At 41.4% G+C, this 14,753-nt stretch carries 16 protein-coding genes and 2 pseudogenes; 4 read left to right on the top strand and 14 right to left on the bottom strand.

Annotated features, from left to right (window positions below):
* Window positions 1–138: 138 nt before the first annotated feature.
* From ACE1CC_RS21495 to ACE1CC_RS21485, 3 genes and pseudogenes are all read right to left on the bottom strand, one after another.
* Window positions 139–756 (bottom strand): annotated as a pseudogene (locus tag ACE1CC_RS21495) (type III glutamate--ammonia ligase); the annotation flags it as partial.
* A 31-nt stretch (window positions 757–787) separates the two neighbouring features.
* On the bottom strand, window positions 788–1,804 hold the full coding sequence (locus ACE1CC_RS21490) for an alpha/beta fold hydrolase (RefSeq protein WP_413272480.1): 1,017 nt from the start codon (window positions 1,802–1,804) through the stop codon (window positions 788–790).
* Window positions 1,801–2,781: a fatty acid desaturase family protein gene (locus ACE1CC_RS21485; RefSeq protein ID WP_413272479.1), complete on the bottom strand. Its 981-nt coding sequence runs from the start codon at window positions 2,779–2,781 to the stop codon at window positions 1,801–1,803. Before ACE1CC_RS21485 ends, ACE1CC_RS21490 begins: the two co-directional genes overlap by 4 nt.
* Before the next feature lie 166 nt (window positions 2,782–2,947).
* On the opposite strand from ACE1CC_RS21485, the gene ACE1CC_RS21480 reads away from it, so the two are divergent.
* The gene (locus ACE1CC_RS21480) at window positions 2,948–3,445 is read left to right on the top strand and encodes a hypothetical protein (protein ID WP_413272478.1); all 498 of its coding nucleotides are present in this window, start codon (window positions 2,948–2,950) and stop codon (window positions 3,443–3,445) included.
* Window positions 3,446–3,866: 421 nt separating this feature from the next.
* Here ACE1CC_RS21480 and ACE1CC_RS21475 read toward each other — a convergent pair whose 3' ends face one another.
* The 6 genes from ACE1CC_RS21475 to ACE1CC_RS21450 form a co-directional block, all read right to left on the bottom strand.
* Window positions 3,867–4,205 (bottom strand): two-partner secretion domain-containing protein, encoded by a 339-nt coding sequence (locus ACE1CC_RS21475; protein WP_459563892.1) that lies wholly within the window; start codon window positions 4,203–4,205, stop codon window positions 3,867–3,869.
* A 155-nt stretch (window positions 4,206–4,360) separates the two neighbouring features.
* Complete coding sequence (locus ACE1CC_RS21470) at window positions 4,361–5,872, bottom strand: HlyD family efflux transporter periplasmic adaptor subunit (protein WP_413272476.1); 1,512 nt, start codon at window positions 5,870–5,872, stop codon at window positions 4,361–4,363.
* 76 nt (window positions 5,873–5,948) lie between these two features.
* Complete coding sequence (locus tag ACE1CC_RS21465; RefSeq protein WP_413272475.1) at window positions 5,949–8,162, bottom strand: peptidase domain-containing ABC transporter; 2,214 nt, start codon at window positions 8,160–8,162, stop codon at window positions 5,949–5,951.
* Between the two features lie 179 nt (window positions 8,163–8,341).
* A complete protein-coding gene (locus tag ACE1CC_RS21460; RefSeq protein WP_413272474.1) occupies window positions 8,342–8,716 on the bottom strand; it encodes a beta/gamma crystallin-related protein in 375 nt (124 codons plus the stop codon).
* A 138-nt stretch (window positions 8,717–8,854) separates the two neighbouring features.
* Window positions 8,855–9,268 carry a beta/gamma crystallin-related protein gene (locus ACE1CC_RS21455; RefSeq protein WP_413272473.1) on the bottom strand — a complete coding sequence of 138 codons (414 nt, stop codon included), beginning with the start codon at window positions 9,266–9,268 and terminating at the stop codon, window positions 8,855–8,857.
* Between the two features lie 430 nt (window positions 9,269–9,698).
* Window positions 9,699–10,205, bottom strand: coding sequence for a helix-turn-helix domain-containing protein (locus tag ACE1CC_RS21450; RefSeq protein WP_413272472.1), 507 nt, complete (start codon window positions 10,203–10,205; stop codon window positions 9,699–9,701).
* 224 nt (window positions 10,206–10,429) lie between these two features.
* On the opposite strand from ACE1CC_RS21450, the gene ACE1CC_RS21445 reads away from it, so the two are divergent.
* Window positions 10,430–10,609: a peptidylprolyl isomerase gene (locus ACE1CC_RS21445; RefSeq protein WP_413272471.1), complete on the top strand. Its 180-nt coding sequence runs from the start codon at window positions 10,430–10,432 to the stop codon at window positions 10,607–10,609.
* Between the two features lie 32 nt (window positions 10,610–10,641).
* On the opposite strand, the gene ACE1CC_RS21440 is transcribed toward ACE1CC_RS21445, so the two are convergent.
* Entirely contained in the window at window positions 10,642–11,094 is a 453-nt protein-coding gene (locus ACE1CC_RS21440; protein WP_413272470.1) for a YybH family protein, read from the bottom strand.
* A gap of 9 nt (window positions 11,095–11,103) precedes the next feature.
* On the bottom strand, window positions 11,104–11,268 hold the full coding sequence (locus ACE1CC_RS21435; RefSeq protein ID WP_413272469.1) for a hypothetical protein: 165 nt from the start codon (window positions 11,266–11,268) through the stop codon (window positions 11,104–11,106).
* Between the two features lie 292 nt (window positions 11,269–11,560).
* Here ACE1CC_RS21435 and ACE1CC_RS21430 point away from each other — a divergent pair, with 292 nt between their 5' ends.
* Window positions 11,561–11,911, top strand: coding sequence for a hypothetical protein (locus ACE1CC_RS21430; RefSeq protein WP_413272468.1), 351 nt, complete (start codon window positions 11,561–11,563; stop codon window positions 11,909–11,911).
* A gap of 15 nt (window positions 11,912–11,926) precedes the next feature.
* Here the strand turns inward: ACE1CC_RS21430 and ACE1CC_RS21425 are convergent, their stop codons facing one another.
* Window positions 11,927–12,607 (bottom strand): response regulator, encoded by a 681-nt coding sequence (locus ACE1CC_RS21425; protein ID WP_413272467.1) that lies wholly within the window; start codon window positions 12,605–12,607, stop codon window positions 11,927–11,929.
* Window positions 12,608–12,800: 193 nt separating this feature from the next.
* The gene (locus ACE1CC_RS21420) at window positions 12,801–13,865 is read right to left on the bottom strand and encodes a sensor histidine kinase (protein WP_413272466.1); all 1,065 of its coding nucleotides are present in this window, start codon (window positions 13,863–13,865) and stop codon (window positions 12,801–12,803) included.
* Window positions 13,866–14,194: 329 nt separating this feature from the next.
* Between ACE1CC_RS21420 and ACE1CC_RS21415 the strand changes: the two genes are divergently transcribed.
* Window positions 14,195–14,422: an Lrp/AsnC ligand binding domain-containing protein gene (locus tag ACE1CC_RS21415; protein WP_413272465.1), complete on the top strand. Its 228-nt coding sequence runs from the start codon at window positions 14,195–14,197 to the stop codon at window positions 14,420–14,422.
* Window positions 14,423–14,435: 13 nt separating this feature from the next.
* Here the strand turns inward: ACE1CC_RS21415 and ACE1CC_RS21410 are convergent.
* A pseudogene (locus ACE1CC_RS21410) lies at window positions 14,436–14,615 on the bottom strand (GNAT family N-acetyltransferase); the annotation flags it as partial.
* Between the last annotated feature and the right edge of the window lie 138 nt (window positions 14,616–14,753).

Here is a 14,753-nt window from a genome sequence, read left to right as displayed (position 1 = left end):
CAATTACTTTTTTCGAGTAATTGATTATCACAAGTTATTTGTTAAATCATTAACTCGAAGAAAACTTATCTATCACTCTTACTCCATTAGCTAGTTAATCATCCTTTTCCTTTTCTGTTACTTTTTCAGCAAGCCCTACTTAAAAAAGGCATGGCGATCGGCTGTCACTAAGGCATCGGCATACATCCAGTTCATCTCAAACTGACCATTAGCATCCTCGTGGTCATTTTGATAAGGCCCCCAACCAAGTTCCAGCATGGCATTGCAGATTTGGGAGATTACATCAAAACGGCGCATTAAAGATTGTTGATCGTAGCAGGGTTTACTGGCGCGATCGCGTCGATCAGAAATTTGCTCTCCATCGGGCGAGAGTAGAAAATACTCGCACTCCACCCCAGTACGAACGCTGTAACCCATGTCCTGTGCTTGTTGCAAAACTCGCTTCAAAACCAGACGGGGAGTTTGTGCCACAGGTTGTCCATCCATTGTATAGAGGTCGGCAGGCATCCAAGCAACTTCGGGTTGCCAGGGAAGTTGAAACAAACTGTTAGGATCGGGAATTGCTAGGACATCGGGATCGGCGGGTGTCAGATCTAACCAAGCCGCAAACCCAGCAAATCCGGCACCATTTGCCATAGTATCGATCGCTTGGGCGGGTACTAGTTTGGCACGTTGTACGCCAAACAAATCGGTAAAGCAGATCAGAAAATAACGGATTCCTTTTTCGCGGGCGATATCAGAAAGCACAGCACTCATCAGGTTAGCCTCAAATGGGATAAAGTTAGTTTTAGTTAGCCAGTAATTCCCAGACTGCCTTGCGGATGAAGGCTGCATCGTCAGGATTCTGGTAAGGATTGCCAGCCCGATGACCCCAAATAGAGGGAATCGCTCGGTATTGTGCATTAGGAATCAGCGCCGCTTCCGCAGCGCAATCTTCCGGCGTAAAATACAAATCTGTCGTTGCAGGCATGACTAGGGTTTTGGCTTGAATGGCAGCCAGGGCACGTTGGTAATCGCCTTGATAAGTTGGGTTGTTACTGACATCGCAGCACAACCAAGTATCAATCATTGCCAGCAAATTATGCGGGTCGCGTTTGCGGTAGTTAGCTTCCCAAAACCGTAAAAGGTAATCTTCTAAGGATTTGTAACCATGTTGGTAATAAATTTTCTCTCGCCAGAAAGCTTGAGAAGCTGCCCAACTAGCATAAATGCGGGCAAAGGCGCGGAAGCCTCGTTCGGGAATCTCTTCAAAATGAGTACCCGTCCAAGTTGAGTCAGCTGTTAATGCAGTCCGCAGGCTTTCCAGGAAAATCCGATTGTGGTCGGTGGTGCGTGCTGTACCGCAAATAGCGGCAATGCGTTCGGTGCGATCGGGAAATAATACACCCCAATGATAAGCTTGTTGTGCGCCCATCGACCAACCATAAACCAGTGCTAAACGCTCGATTTGGAAAACTTGGCGTAATAATTGCTCTTGGGCTAGCACGTTATCGAGGTGGCTAAACCAGAATCCTTGCTCACTTAGTTTACAGTCCTGGCAATTGCTGGGGGACGTGGAAAGCCCGTTGCCAAACATATTGGGGATAATGATAAACCAACGGGTAGGATCGAGAATGCCATCAGGACGAATTAGCCAGTCGATGTCTGTGTGCTGTGCGCCGTAGGATGTGGGATAGAGGATGACGTTGGAGCGATCGCTTGCCAATTCTCCATAAGTTTGATAAATTAACTTCGCCTGGGGCAGCACTACTTGACATTGTAGGGAGAAGTTCTCCAAAATAAAACAACCAGGAGAACGGTTCATGAGTTAGCCTGCCCGAATTGGGCGATTAGGTTACGGTTGACATTTAGATAGCCTGAATCTACATGAGCCAAGTGAGGACTGAGTTTGGCGTGAGCGTTAGGCAAAGCATGGAAAGGAATGGAAGCATAGAGATGATGTTCGGCGTGGAAAGACATATTCCACATCAAAAAGCGAATTGGTGCAATGGTTAGAGTGGTGCGGGTATTGGTCAGATAGTTAGCGTCATTCGTACAGCCAGTGTGTTCGGCTAGTAAAATAATTCGTAAAATCGGTTGTCCGACGATTAAAGGTAGTAACCAGTACATGAAAAACCAAGGTTGTTGAAAAGCGATGGAAAGTGCGATCGCTCCTGCATAAACTCCCATTTGCAGCCGCACGGAACGCATCACTTCATCTCGTGCTGTTTCGGCAATGAATGGATAGTCCTCTAATTGATTTGTAATAATGCGAAAATATGTCTCTAATTTACCCCACCACCACAATAAACCACTAATTACTAAAAGATACTCCCACAAATTGGTCGGCTTCAGGTCGGTCAGTTCGGGGTCTTTGCCTGGAATCAGCGTGTAGCGATGATGCCATTTATGATAGCGACGGTAAAAGGTGCTGTTATAGAACGATAGTAGTCCGGCAAACCAAGCAACTATATCATTTAAGCGATGATTGGCAAATGCAGTGCGATGAACGCATTCGTGCATTGGTGCAAACATGGTAGCGAAGCTAAAGCCATAGACAATTAAAGCTGGTATGGAGAGCGGCAAATAATTAAAATAGTTGATCCATAGATAGCCACTGACAACCATTACAACCAAATGTCCAGCGAGTTGCACTAATCCCTTGTAGTTAGAACGCACATTCAATAGGCTCAGTTCTTGGGTGGAGAGAATTTGATTGGGTCTACTGTTTTCCCAATCAATGGTATCGGTGGACTCTAGTGAAGAGACTGGATTACTAACAGACCGATCGCTGCTGGACATTTAAAACCTCAAAATTGAGCAATACAAAAGGATATCAAGCTTTTTTGACATTGGTATTAATATATCTCTGCACTTGACCTTCCTTTGTAATTTACGTTACTATCTCCCTCTCGAAATCGAGGCTTTTTGATGATTCTGGTTTCACGTATTGGGATGATGACGCAAATTGTTAGAAGCCTTATATCAGCAAGCAGTAAAATCTAATTATCAGTGGTTGGCGATGGAAAGTGCGGAACTTTTATCGCGGCTCAAACCTCACAACACTTATGGCATACAAGCAGAAATACTACGCTCTGATAGCGGTATCCAGAGTATAGTAGACACGATTCGCTCATCTGAACCTTGGGAACTTTGTTTGAATGCCCTGGCTAATATTTACAAAGAACCAGTCACACCAGTCAACACGCAATCAGAATTGCGTTTGGCATGGTTTATTACCTTTTACCCTAGCAAATGTCTCCTGCAACCTCGCGAACAAAAAATGAGTAAAAACGGATGGGGTAAAGGTCGTCCCATTGCTCTCAAACGTTTGAGCAGTAATTTAGCAGAATTTGACTATATCACACCCCAGGATATCAGAGTTTGTAGCTATATCGAAAGTTATCTTACTGAAAGTTACGGATACCCAGGTAAAACCGATTATCGATTTGTTGTCCGATACTGAAATGTAATCTAAAACTGGCAAAACTTGACGCTCTCTTAATCCTCCTTGATAAATTGTCACTACAGGTTTATTCGCTGCATAATTTCTGAGTAAATGTACAGCCAAGACATTTGCCAAAGATTCAATATAAAGTTTGCTCCCTGTATTTCCCTGTTTTAATTCTGTTAGTAACATCATACCGAGCGCCTCAAGTTGTGGATCGCGAGTTTTAAATTCAGGAAGTAATTCCAACTGATCTGGATTCATGGACAATGCAAGTTGTGCAACTTGTTGAATAAACCGAGAAGTAATGCGAATCTGCAAATAATTATCTTCTGAATCCCAACGGGCGAAAAATGGCACTTGAGCAGGTGTAATTGAAATATCTCAGCATTAGGTTGCGGATTAATCGCCGGAGTTTTCTTTGCTTTTTCAACTTTTGTCATGAATGCCTTAAGCCGACTTCGTTGGGATTGATGAGAAACAGGTTGGCTGTACCATTGGCTCCGATTAATCCATCAATGTTTGAGATGGATTTACCTGTAACTCGCATCATGATGTTTTGAATGTTGGCAGTATTATTAAAATGAACGCTGCCACCAGTCGGTACAGAAAACTCTTGAAAACTGTGAAACAGATTTGTGTCTCTAGTTGCTCCACCATCACTCTGAAAATTTATTTGGTTGGGAGAGATGACGATCGATCTTTGTGTACCCAAACTATTATCGCTCTGGATCTGACTCCAAGCATAATCAAAAGGAAAAGCGATCGCTCCACCCATCGCCAAAGCACTCGCTAAAGCTCTCCTTTTGTACCAATGATTCCAATCTGGCATGATAAAACTTTTAAATTACTTGTTGAAGCAGCAGGATACTTCTCAACAAGATGAGAGTATTTTTCCTCCTTTCTCATTATGCAATTTAAGTTTGGAATAGCTTACAAATCGGCGATCAATCTTGCCTTTCTAAGAAAGAATTCCAGCACAGTTTCTTCTCTAGAAATAATATCCGCTCTGCCCTCCATACCCAATTGAATAGAACACTGTTTTTTACCTTGATTTAAAGAAAAACTGTTTGGCTCAATTGTTACTTCATAAAAGGAACCAGCTGTAGCTGATTTTTGAGAGCTAGCTGCTGCCTGAGCTACTGAATTAACATCTCTTTGTGGGGTAAACGCATCAGGAGAAATAGCTTTGACTTTGCCTTTAAGAGTTCCGTAATCTGTATAAGGACAGGCAGAAACTCGCATTTCCACATCTTGTCCTTCTTTCAATTTGCTTTTATTTTGAGGTGCTACTGCTGCTTTGATTAATAACGGGGCATTACTAGGAACAATTTGAGCGATTTCTTCTCCAGGACGCACAGTTTGACCGATGTTTCGCAAGTTTATTTTGGAAATAATACCGTCTGCTGTGGCAATAATTTTAGTCTTTTTAAGGTCTGTTTCTACTTGTTGAAATTCCCGTTTATTGCGCTCAATAGTTTGTTGAATTTCTACCTGTTGCTGGAGCAGGGCTTTGCGTTCTTTGTCTAATGTAGCAATGCTGGCAATACCAGAGGCTTTTTCTTGGGCTATGCGCTGTTGTGCGATCGCAACTTCTGCATCACTCGGATTCAGAACAACCATTGTACGTCGCTGTCTAGCAAGAGCAGCCACAACAGCTTGTTTTAACCGTTCAATTGTTTGTTTTTGTGCTTCAATTACTGCTTTTTGGGCTTCAACTGCTGATATTTGTTGGGCAACAGCTAATTGTGCTTCCTCCAATTGATTTTTAGAAAGTGCTCCTTCATTAGCTACGTTTTGATATCGATTTTGTTTTGACTTAGCTGCTCCCAAAGCAGATTGAGTTGCACTTAAGTTAGCTTGTGCTGACTTTAATTCTGCAAATGCTTTTTGCAATTCTTCCTGAGCAATTTTAACGTTTGCTTCGGCTTCTTCAACTTCAGTAGTGCTGGTAATTTGCTTATCTTGATAGTCCCGACTGCGGCGGCTCAATTCAGCTTCAGCACCAGCGATAACGCGAGTAATTCGATCGGTTTCAGCTACAATCTGGCGATTAATAGCATTAATCTGGGCATTTAGTTGAATGAGTTGTAACTGACTCTGCTGAATGCTACTTTGCAACTGACTCTTTTTGGTTTGCAGTTGAGAGTCATCAATAGTAGCAATAACAGTGTCTTTTTTAACAAATTCATTTTCTTTAACATTGAGGAGCATAATTGATCCTTCAGTTGCAGATTGAACTAACCGCAATTCACCAGCCGGACGAATACTTGCCTCTGCTTTAATAGTAACTTTATATTTGCTGATAGAGGCCCATCCGATCGCTATTCCGACAAAAGCAAGCAGAATCATTCCGCCAAAAGTAGTCCAATAACCAAGGGGCGGGAGAAAATCTTTGTCCTGAATTGGAGGCAGATATTCTGAGTTAGAGTTACTAAGTATCATGGCTGTAATTCCTAATAGGGAAAACTCTAAAATGTAAAAAGTAAAAAAAAATTTTTTTGCTTTTAACTTTTGACTTTTAGCTTTTGACTTTGCTGTTGGGGTGAGAGCAAGAGCATTTTACTAGTGAAGCATTCGTTGCTGGTAGGATGTCGTCTAAGAAATCTAAGTGTTCGCCGGGAAGATAGCGTAACTCCTCTGGAGTGCCTTGGATTTTCAAACGCCCTTCTTCTAGCAACACAATCCAATCTGCTCGTTCGATGACTTTGGGGCGGTGACTAATCATAATCGTGATTTTATCCTGGCGAGAATAGAGCAATTTATTTAGTACTTCGGCTTCACTAATTGGGTCAAGTGCGCCAGTAGATTCATCTAAAATAAGTACTGGTGGATCAGTAGCTATAGCTCTGGCGATCGCTAATCTTTGTCGTTGTCCACCAGAAAGATTTGCCCCAAATTCTCCTAAAACTGTTTGATATTTATCGGGCAATTTACTGATAAACTCATCTGCACCAGCAATCTCACAAGCTTTTACAATTTGTTCAAAACTAATTTGGGGATAACTAAAGCGAAAATTATCAATAATTGACCGACTCCAAAAGTGAGGTTCTTGGGTAACAAGTACCACTTGCTGTCGTAAACATTCTAAAGAAAGGTCTTGCTGATTATAAATACCATAGCGAATGTTACCAGATTGTAGAGAATATAAACCAGCAATCAGTTTGGCTAAAGTACTTTTACCACATCCAGATTTACCGATTAAAGCAGTTACTTTACCGCCCGGAATAGTCAGAGAAAAATCTTGTAAAAGGTCAACTCTTCCCGCATGATGAAAGTTAAGGTTAGTGCAGATGATATTTGCATTACTAGAAAGTTCTGCGATCGGCTTTTTAAAGTCGTTTTCATCTTCTGGAGTAGCGTCTATTACTTCTGTTAAACGCTGAATGACAATTTGAGCAGTTATAAATTCATCAATTAAGCCAATCATTGAACTTAAAAAGCCGAGAAAATTGCCACTCAAGCCGCTAAAGGCTAACAATTGTCCAATGGTTAAAGTACGATTAATTACCAAATAGCTGCCTAACCAAAGTAAGGCAATATTGGTCAGATTGGAGAGTATTCCAGTAATTGTGCCGCTATAAAGTCCTAACTTCATGGTACTCCAGCCCAAGTTAGCTAGACGACCGTAATTTGTTTGATATTCTTGCCAAGCTTGGGGAGTAGCTTGAGTAGTTTTGAGAACTTGGACACCGCGAAAAGTTTCGACGAGAAAGCCTTGGTTTTCTGTGCCTAAAATAATCTGATTGCGGGTTTTTTGGCGCAAGGTGGGAAGGAAAAGCAAACTAACAAAGGTGACAATAACAAAAGCGGCGAGAGAAGCAGCGGTTAGTTCCTTGCTGTAGAAAAGCATAAAGCTCAAGGAAACTATAGCGATAAAAAATTGGCTGGGTAAACCAAGGACAATTTGAGAAACTAGAGTATTAATGGCATTAACATCGGCAATGCGGCTGACGACTTCCCCACTACGACGACCTTCAAAATATGTCAGGGGTAAATGTAATAGTTTTCGCCCGTATTCTAGAATTAAACCTAATTGTAGGCGCTGACCGAAGTGACCAATCAGATGAGATTGTACTAAACCGATCGCACTTGTGATTAAATTCATCAGAATCACCCCAATTGCTACCGTAGTGAGCAGTTGAGTATCTCCCCGCACCAGTACATCATCGGTGAGAAGTTGCATCATCAACGGAGAAGCAAGGGAAAGAAGTCCAATGGCGATATTAATCGCTATTGCTTGAGCGAGAATAAAGCGATAAGGCCAAGCACGGGCTAAATAACGCCCAAAGCCACCGATTTTATCTGATTCTTGCTCTTGAAAGCGGCTGTCGTCTGGCTCTAGCAACAGCATTATGCCATTACCCCAACCAGTTATTAACTCTTCGCGGGTGAGGTAGCGAATGCCGAGTGCTGGATCTGCGATCGTATATTTTCTGCCTTTTTTCCCATACAAAACAACCCAGTGATAGCCTTTCCAATGAATAATGGCTGGTAGGGAAATTTTATGCAAAGTGTCGAGCATTTGCGAGGAAGCTTTGACTTGACGCGCATTAAATCCTAAAGCTTCGGCTCCTCGTCTCAACCCTAGTAGGCTAGTTCCTCGCGCACCTGTGCCCACTGCTTCCCGCACGCGACTGACAGCAAAGGTGCGTCCGTAGTATTTAGCGACTGTGGCAATGCAAGCAGCACCGCAGTCTTCTTCACTGTGTTGTAAAACAAATTGGATTCGCATCTTTAAGACCTTAACCAATAAATTGTTTCCGATTCGGACAGAGGGTGAATTGTTCTATTGCCAGCCAACAAAAATAGGAGCGAGGCATATTTTGCTCCTATGAGCTTCAAAGGAGAGAATATAGCGATCGCGAACGCCCCGATAAAGGCAAAAAATGCTTAACCGAGTAGTATTGAGAGTTATCCTACTTGTTGGAAGGATGAAATCTGGTTGTTAAGGTATTGAGTACCTGGGCCTAGTTTATAATATGCAGGTTGTCCATTTGCCAGAGACCCAAGGGTGTAAGCTGCGCCCTTAAAGTCTCGATCTTTGTAGAATCTCCATTGACCACTCCTGATGATAATCGAACTAATTTGGTCGTTATGTATCAGCTGTCTTTTACCGCCATAATTAAAAGAACCTAGCAAGCCAGTAAAGTCGTCATTATCAAATACTTGCATATTCCAACCGCCCTGAATAGTAGCAGAGGTTTCATTATCAAGTTCTGTAAAAGCAAAAGTTTCAAATTCAGTAATTAATTCAGTCAACAGTTGTTCATGTTGATTGCTTTTCATCTTTTTTATCCTTAATGAAATGTCAATTTGAGTTTTTGTTTGCTCTTGTAAAAAAGAATTTTAAACTGCTTCAGAATTGACGATCTGAAGCAGTTTTACTAAGCATTAAACTCTAGAAGAATTGCCGGAAAACTAGAGCTAAGCACCTACCCGTCGAATACCAGTCAACGAGTCGTTTGGAAGACCAAAAGCAGCAGCATTTTTGTAATTGCCTCTGCCTTTGTCGCTATGTGGCCCTTGATAACCAGAATCTCTGAATAGTTGCCATTTCCCTCTGAAGATTTTGATGGATGAAACCCTGTTATTCCAACCACTACCTATGATAGCGTTGTCGAGGTTACTATCACCATCACCCGTTGTTGCATTGACTCCTAATGATGCCCCTCCAAAGTTATTATGTTCAAACAAGATCACATCTGGGTCAGGACCGTTAAAGTAGACTCTACCTCCACTACAAGTAGCAGCAACTTCATCATCAAGTTCGGTGAAGGCAGGAGCTTCAAATTCAGAGGTTGGTTCTGTAAATAGTGCTTGACGTTGATTGTTTTTCATTTTTGTTTTCCTGATTGAGTGGTAATTGAATTAGCAGTTGTCTGTCTAATCACACTTCTATATTGTGATATTAATTTTGGAATTTCAAGGGAGTTAACCTTATTTTTTGGGCATAACTACAGGAGTTATGTTTTTATTATTTAAATTTCTCTTATTCACAAGAATTTAACTTTAATCTGCCAAATTAAAGCCAAATGTGTTACGGGTTAATTTTTCTGTTGTGTTTATATTTTTATTCGCTCAAATACTACAAGACTTTTGACAAATCAGAGGTGATTTGGACGAATGTACGTTGTTGCGCTTTAGCGAAGCGAGAAGGCGCTAAAGCGCAACAACGTACCTAGAAAATCTTTAAGTCTTGTGGCACTTGCGTAAGTCAGATGATGTTGAAACCATTGTTTTTCTTAAAAATTTTTGCTTCGTTGGGCAATTAAGAAATTTGCAAGTTGTCAATTGTAATTTGGGAATTTTGAATCTTTTGTGTTTCTGTGTTATGGTTTTTCGATCGTGTAGAAAGCCCCATCTGTTTCAGCAATCGATTAATATGATAGGAGCTAATCTCAATTCCCTGTTCTTTAGCGAGATGTTTTGCTAACCATTGCGCTGTCCAACGTTGAAATACGTAACCATACTCGCGAGGGCTATTGCTGACGAGTTCTTTAAGACGATCGCAATATCGCTCATTTACTGTTTTCGGGCGACCCATTGGGCGATCGTTCCAATGATGAGCATTACCTGATTGTGCCATTGAAATCCAGTACCGAGCCATTTCTTGAGAACATCCCAATGCTTTGCAAATTTGCGCCTGAGATTGACCCTCATCCGCCAATAACATGATTTCAATGCGGCGACGGTACTCGGAACGTAAGTCAGTTTCTAGACTGTTGAGGAGAAGTTTTCGTTGAAAAGGCGTTAAGTATCGACTTTGCTTTTCCACAATAATACCTCCCTAAACTACTTTCAGTGTAAAAAATGGATATAGAAGGAACCTCTGAAGAACATCTTGATTTTGCCTAAACGAAAGACTTAACTTATCTCTAACTTTCGTTGACTACAGTGATCTTCTAGTCCGCTGTTTAAGAAACTGAAAGAATATTTATTTGGAGATGTAGTCGATCAACATTATCTTAGTAACCGCAATTTGTATTTACCTCCTCACTAATGCCAGAGATAGCTGAGGCTATTTTGGAAGCAAAGGAAGGTGAAGCGATCGGACCTATTCAAACAAAGTTGGGTTATCACATTGTTAAAATTGAAAAATGGTTTCCTATAGAACTCAATGAAGTTAGAGAGCAAGTATTAGAAACTCTTTTCCAAGAATGGCTAGAAACCAGAATTTAGCTTTTCACCGATGTATATATCATGACGAAAAACTACGGTTTAAGATCGATCGCCGCTTTGTTGCTGCCATCCATGTAGAAAGGCACGGATTGATGTTGATGTAGAATTTTCCATTCACTATTGATTTTGTAAAAGCAGAGAGTCTCACGCACCCAGATGTCTGTTTTACTGCCATCGCTCCTCGTTCCGCTGATTTGGTTCAGGCTATAGCAGAAAGCAACTTCATCGCTTGTAGTGATGTGCAAGTCACGAATTTCGTAGCCGATTGAGCCTTGAAATGAAGCAAACCACTCCTCCAAATTCTTTTTGCTGGAACCTTCATTTCCTTTGATTTGAAGGGGAGGTGCAAGAACAAACATAACGGTATCCGCAGCATAGCAAGATGTTAAACGATCGACATCCTTAGTACGGATCGCGTTAGTCAACTCATCTATCAATGTGCGTATTAGGACTTCATTCTTCACCTTATTACTTTCAGTTGACATAGCTTCCTCTCAGAAAGTCCCTTTTTCAATGAAAACAGTTGCTACAGCTGCACCTAAACTTGAGCCAATTATAATTCCGATAACGACGTTGCCGAATACTGTACCAATGAGAGAGCCGATCCCAATGCCGATCGCAATTCCTATAGCCATGTATGTCCCTTTGCCTGCAAACATATCTAGATATCTCCTTATTAAAATGTTAAGGTTGGCATTAAGTTGATGAAATGATATTTTTCAATATTGGCAATTATAGGGTTAGTTTTCCACTGTCTAAAGTCGCAGAAAAAGATGACTAAACATCAACGAAAGTCAGATGTTTATTTATGCTTTCGCTGAGGTCTGTTCTGACTTTTCTCTGAGGTTTCTTAAAAGTTAAATTCTTAGACTAGAAGGTAGCTAAAGAAAAAGGAATCAGTAAATTCCCATTTCTTAGCAAGCAAACTATATCAACCAAGGAAGACAAATTATGCGTTTAAGTAATAGGAATGTTTCTGGTGCGATCGCTAATGCTAATAAACAGGGTTTGATGAAATTAAGCCGGATTGCGGCAGCTGTCGCCACTTCCACAGCTTCTCTTCTGATTATGAGTAGTGTTCCAGCTTCCGCTGCCCCTGCACCACAATGCCTGAAAACTAGGCTTAACGACAGTGGCTACACCGACCATCTAACTGTGCGGAACACTTGTAAAACTAATCAGCGGGTAAAAGTTGTTCTTGCATTTGCCCGTGACGGTGCTTGTAGATCTATAGCTGCTGGTCGTAGCTCTAACTGGAAATGGTCTTACCCAGGTCGCTTTGATCGGCTGGAAAGATGCTGATCTCCTGTACTGAATTTAGCTGGGACGATAGACTGAATTGGCATAAATTGCCAGTTGTGCTCGATTCCGCAGGTTCAAGCGATCGAATAAATGAGTTACATGAGTTTTCACTGTACCTTCGGAAATATAGAGTTCTTTGGCAATTTCTCGATTCGTCAGACCATTTTTAATCAGACGCAATACATCTTGTTCACGCGGAGTTAATGATTCTAAATCAGGGGTTGTTGGTTCTGATTGAGCCATCTCGGTTTCCGATGTGTTCGCCATCAGTTTTTCCATCAGCCCCGGTGCCATTTGAGTGTAGCCACGATGGGCAAGTCGGATTGCCTGCACCAACTCATCTGCTGGCATATCTTTGAGTAAATAACCCTTAGCACCTGCGCGAATTGAGTCGGAAATATATCGATCGTCATCGAAAGTACTCAGCACAAGAACTTTTACGTCTGAGAACTGCTGACAGATGGCTCTTGTAGCGGCTCGACCATCCATAACAGGCATTCGCACATCCATCAATACTAAATCTGGATTCAAGGCAGCGACCTGTTGAATAGCAACTTCTCCATTATTAGCAATGCCAACAACGCATAAATCAGGTTCTAACTCCAACATTGTTTTTAGCCCCTGACAAATTAATGTCTGATCGTCTACAAGTAGTAGACGAATTTGGGCTATTTCTGATTCAGAATATTTGCTCATCGCGCCTTTTCCTTGTCCTAGCAACCACTAAAAGAGCTAGTTCAAATCTGCTGCCCTTGATTGGAATAACTCCCTATAGTTTCAGTGTGGCTTGATATGCGATCGCATTCTTGTTCCGAAAGAATGAGGTTTTCTAATATATCTTCAGATATACAAAATTTTTAAATTATCTATCAGCCTGTTCAAGCTTATTTTATATGGGAAGTTTAACAATAATTCGGCAACCTGCACCTGGTTCTGTTTCCAGTTGCCAAATGCCACTCCTCGCCGCAACTCTTTCTCGCATTCCTTGCAGCCCAAATCCAGCATCATGTTGTAACTCTGGGTTAAATCCTTGACCATTATCTTCAACTATTAAATTCACATAATCTGGAGTTGTGCTGAGTTTGATGTTAACTTGAGTAGCTTGAGCGTGTTTTCTAATATTCGTTAATGCTTCTTGGACAATGCGATATAGTGTCTTACTCATTTGCGGATAAATGATAGTTTGCCTATCAATTTTTGTGGAAATGGCAATGCCTGTTCCCTGTTGAAAATCATTTACCAAGTCAGCAATAGTCTCCTCTAATGGTGGCTGTTCTAAAGAATCCTCTCGTAAAGCTTTAACCGATCGCCTTACCTCCTGCATTGCCGTTGTTGCTAATTGTTGTGCCTGTTGGAGAAATAAATATGCCTTATTTGGATCGCGTTGCCAAAGTTTAACAGATGTTTGTAATTGGATGTTTTGTGCCGTCAGAGTATGCCCCAGAGAATCATGAATTTCACGGGCAATGTGGTTTCTTTCCTGCACTGCTGCTAACTCTTCAATCCTTAAAGCATACTGCCGCAACTGCTCATGAGCAACCGCCAATTCTTCTTTTGCTTGCCGTTCAGATAATAGAGTACTAACCAATTTCAAGACAAAGAATAAACCTAAACCAAACATTAATGTTTCCGCGATTAGGTGCATCCAAAAGAGATGGCGATCGCTCGCCTCCACCAGTAAGGTAATATTTTGGACATAACGCACTTGATGAACTAGAAACAGCAAAAAACTTAATCCGGCAACTGCCCAACGAATCAGCGGTTTGAATAAAAAGCAACTTTGAATTAATACAATCAAATACAAGGTAGGTAAAACGTGCAAATATCCCAGAGTCGCACCGTAGAAAACTAAAAAAATTTCCAGTCCTACATAAAGCAATTTGTACAACAGTTTACCACCAGGCAACAAAGCTGCCATAACACTGAGAATACCCAGAACAAACAAGTGTTGCACTGGGATTAGTCTCTCTTCAAAAAATTCCCTGATTGCAAAAGAGAAACAGGTAGCTATCATCACCCATTCAGCGTAGAGTAGAAAGCGAAACGGATTCGGTTGAATTTTGAGCGCTCTTAGAAAGGGAATCATAGTATTAATTGTAATAATGGTTGCTCTACTAATACTATGAATTTTTGCTTTTCGCCATCATACTTTCGTTGTGAATTACGCTTTTATACTCAGACGAAAGTTAGAGATGAGATCATCATTTCTTGAAACGAAAACTATGATGTTTTTCAGATCGAGAGAAAATTGGTTTACCCATAACAGCATTTTTTAAGTTGCGGGTGCAGATTGAACACTGTCAACGATTGCGAGAATTGGCGATCGCTCTGCCTGAAGTGATTGAGGCACATCGCGTTGTGGGCAACGAATATTACATTTTGAAAGCAGTTCTCCCTTCCATGCAACATCTCGAAGCAATGATGGAGCGATTTTTGCAACTGGGAGCGGTCGAAGTTTCCATTGTTTTATCTACAGTTGTGGCTGACAAAGCAATTCAACACCAGTCGTGATTAGCTCTGCTATCTAAAGCTTTTTGAAGTATTGGGCGATCGGCAATAGTCTAAAACCGAGTTTTTCATAAGTGCGACGGGCGGGAGCATGACCTGGATCGCCGCCAGTTTCGACCATTGCAATCGACATTCGGGCCCCTTTCATCCAATCAAGAGCGAATTGGGTCAGAGTGCTGCCAATACCACGACCTTGAACAAAAATGTTGAGCGCAGTCCCTACCTAAACTTCGTTATAGGTAGGGTTAGCGAAACCAACATAAAAATGCGTAGCAACGATTTATTCTGGATTCTCTTGGTTCTGCACATATTCTATAAGTTTATTTAGTGGTGC

The sequence above is a fragment of the Floridaenema aerugineum BLCC-F46 genome (genome assembly GCF_041929345.1).
In the GTDB taxonomy this organism is placed as follows: domain Bacteria; phylum Cyanobacteriota; class Cyanobacteriia; order Cyanobacteriales; family Aerosakkonemataceae; genus Floridanema; species Floridanema aerugineum.
This window is presented reverse-complemented; position numbering and strand designations above follow the sequence as displayed.